The sequence below is a fragment of the Curtobacterium sp. 260 genome, assembly GCF_030803485.1.
In the GTDB taxonomy this organism is placed as follows: domain Bacteria; phylum Actinomycetota; class Actinomycetes; order Actinomycetales; family Microbacteriaceae; genus Curtobacterium.
The window spans coordinates 1-3,338 of record NZ_JAURUY010000026.1; the positions used below are offsets into that span (position 1 = coordinate 1).

General features: G+C 75.2%; 1 protein-coding gene and 1 pseudogene. Both read right to left on the bottom strand.

Annotation, left to right across the window (positions count from 1 at the left end; genetic code table 11):
* Nucleotides 1-305: 305 nt before the first annotated feature.
* The gene (locus tag J2X59_RS15865) at nucleotides 306-3,095 is read right to left on the bottom strand and encodes a non-ribosomal peptide synthetase (RefSeq protein WP_326497316.1); all 2,790 of its coding nucleotides are present in this window, start codon (nucleotides 3,093-3,095) and stop codon (nucleotides 306-308) included.
* 132 nt (nucleotides 3,096-3,227) lie between these two features.
* Nucleotides 3,228-3,338 (bottom strand): annotated as a pseudogene (locus J2X59_RS15870) (acyl-CoA desaturase); the annotation flags it as partial.

Here is a 3,338-nt window from a genome sequence, read left to right on the forward strand (position 1 = left end):
GTCAGCCATTGGTGTCTCCCTTCGAGAACCCGCCGGGACACGTTCCCAGCGGTTGCTGTTCACGGATGAGACGGGCTGACACCGAGATTCGTCACGTCCCCCGTTCCGTGTCGGGCATTTCCCCAGGAAACGGACTTCGAGGGCGGTTCCTGTACCCCGATCTGCCACCGGAGCGGGCGTTGTGGTGCGCAACCGGACAGTGGCGGTGCGCTCCGGTCGGAAGACGCACGTCGACGACGGACGGGAGGCGCGACACCGGTCCGGTGCCGCGCCTCCCGTCCGTCCGTCCGTCCGTCCGAGCTCGCTCAGGGCGTCCCGCTGTGCCGGGCGACGAGCGCCGCCACCTCGGCGACGTGTGGTTCCCGCAGCACCGAGCTGTGCTCGGCGTGCACGCGCACCGCCTCCACCGGTCCCCGGAGGTACCGCGCCCACCGGGCCGGACCCGAGTCGTTGCCGTCGGCGACGACGAGCGTGACGGGGCCCGCGTACGGGCGCGGCTCCCACCGGCGGGACACGAGGAGCGCCTGGTCGAAGAAGGCCCGGAAGTGGCGCTGGCCCTGCCAGCGGACCACCCCGGCGCCGACGCCCCGGGCCCGGCGGCCGATGCGCGCGAACGGGGTGGCGGAGCGACTGCGGAGCGCACTGGTGCGCACGGCGAGCCGCCGGAGCACGCCGGGCACCGGACGCGCTGCCGGCCGGCCGAGGTCGAGCTGCCCGAACTCGACGGTGTCGGCCCGCTCGGAGGCCTGCTCGGGCAGGTGGGTGTCGAGCAGGACGACCCGGGCGACCTCGTGACCGGCACCGGCGAGCACCGAGGCCATCTCCAGGGCGACGAGACCACCGAACGAGTGCCCGACGAGGGTGTACGGGCCGGAGGGCTGCACGACCCGCAGGAGCTCGATGTAGCGGCGGGCCATGGCCGGGATGCTCCAGTCCGGCACCGAGCGCCGCTCCAGACCGTGCTGCTGGAAGGCGAACACCGGACGGTCACCCAGGTGACGGGCGAGCGGGACGAACGTCAGTGCCAGGGCTCCGGCACCCGCGACGCAGAACAGGGGGTCGGCGCCGCCCGGTGCACGCGCCGTCAGCGTCACGACGTCCGGGTGACCGGGGACCGCGGCGGCGCCGAGACGGATCCGCGCGGTGAAGCTGCGCAGCGTCGGGTACCGGAGGAGTTCCGACGAGGGGACGTCCACGCCGAGCCGGTCGGAGACGGCGGCGAGCATCTCCTCCGCCGAGAGCGAGTCGCCACCGAGTGCGGAGAAGTCGTTGTCGAGCCCGACCGCCGGCAGCTCGAGCGGCCCGACGGCGGGCAGCCCGAGCACCTCGGCCCAGATATGCCCGACCGCGAGCTGCCACTGGTCGTAGGTGTCCTCGCCGAACGCCGCGCCGTCTCCGCCCACCGTGGTGCTGAGCGCGGGTGCCTCGGGCAGGCGGGTCCGGTCGACCTTGCCGCGCTCGTTCCGGGGCAGCGTCGTCACCGGGACGATCGTGGTCGGCACCATGTGGTCGGGCAGCAGGTCGCGGAGGGCCCTGCGGATCGCGGCCGGTGACGGCGAGCGGCGACCCGGGCGGCTCACGACGTAGGCGACGAGCCGGGTCGGCGCGGGTGGGGCCTGCACCGCGACGACCGCCGCCTCCTGCACCGCGTCGACGGTGCGGAGCGCCGCCTCGACCTCGCTCGGCTCGACCAGGTGCCCGCGAACCTTCACCGCGTCGTCGGCGCGGCCGAGCAGCGTGAGCCGGCCCTGCTCGTCGAAGCGTCCGAGGTCACCGACCGTCCACGTCGGCGTGCCGTCCGCGGCGGTGCCCGCCCGGGTGGCGGTCGCGTCGGGCGCGCCCCAGTACCCGCTCGTCATGGCGTCGGAGACGCAGACGACCGCACCGCTCTCGCCGACGTCGGCGACGGAGCCGTCGGGTCGGCGGACCTCGATGCGCTTGCCCGTGACGATCCTGCCGGCGGGCACGCTCCGCTCGGGCACCGGGTCCCCCGCGCGGATCTCGTGCACGGCGTACACGGCGGTCTCGCTCGACCCGGTCTGGTTGCAGAACGACGCGGCGGGGCCGAGCAGTGGCCGCAGCGCCGCGACGTCCGTGCCCGTCACCGCCTCACCGAGGGTGGCGACGACGCGGAGCGCACGCAACCGGTCGTCGGAGGGGTCGAGGGCGCCGGTGATCGACCGCAGCAGGTGCGGGGTGGTGTGCAGCGTCGTCAGGCGTGCGTCGCGGACCCAGGTGACGAGGCGGTCGACGCCGGTGCGACGCGGATCGGCGACGTGCACGGAGGCACCGGCGTGCAGGGCCGACAGCACGAGCGTCAGCCCGGCGGCGAACCCGTGCGGGAGCACCGAGGCCACGCGGTCCGTCGGGACGAGCCGGAAGGCCTCCCGTTGGGCGACGCTGTCGACGACGAGCTGCCGGTGGGTCATCGTGACGCCCTTCGGCACCCCGGTCGACCCCGACGTGAAGACGACGACCGCCGGGTCGCGACCACCGCGTTCCCGGGCTCCCGGGACGACGGCGAGGTCGCCCTCGGTCGCGGCGGCGGTCCGGGCGTCTCCGAGCAGGTCGTCGAGGGACAGCACCCGGCCGTGCTCGGGGACGAGGGCCACGGCGCGGTCGGCGTGCTCCGCGTCCGCGAGGACGTCGACGATGCCGGCGAGCGCCACCACGTGCTGCAGCCGGGGCCCGGGAAGGGACGGGTCGAGCGCGACGACGACACGGCCCGCGTGCAGGAGCCCGAGGAGGGCGACGACCGACCCGGCGCCGTGCGCGACCATCGCGCCGACGGGGACGGGTGCACGACCCTGCTCGACGTCGACCCCGCGGCCGGTGTGGTCGTCGGGGGTGAGCTGTGCGTCCAGGAGCAGGCCGAGGGCGCGGGCGGTGCGGTCGAGGGCACCGTGGGTGGTCTCGCCGTGCTCGTCGACCAGGGCGAGGGCGTGCGGGTCGCGGTCGGCGACGAGGACCAGACCGTCGAGGACGGACGACTCCGTCCCCGCGTGCGGCGGCGCCGCCGCTCCGGGGTCCGCCGTCGGCTGCCGTGTCGTCGTCGTCCTGTCGGTCGTCGCCGTCGTGTCGGTCGCCGTGGTCACGAGGCCCCCTTCACCGTGCGCGCGGACTGTGGTCGCCCGACGGTACCCCGGGGGTGCGCTCCGCAGTGGGGGCCGTGCGGCAACCCGCGCAGACCTGCGAGGTCCCGCAGCCCGCCAGCGCGGAGGACCGCGTCAGTGGATGCGGAGTTCGGCGACCATCGGGCAGGCGAAGGGGTCGCGTGCGGCGAGACCGACCCGGTTCAGGTAGCGGACGACGATGCCGTACGACCGCAGCAGCGTCGT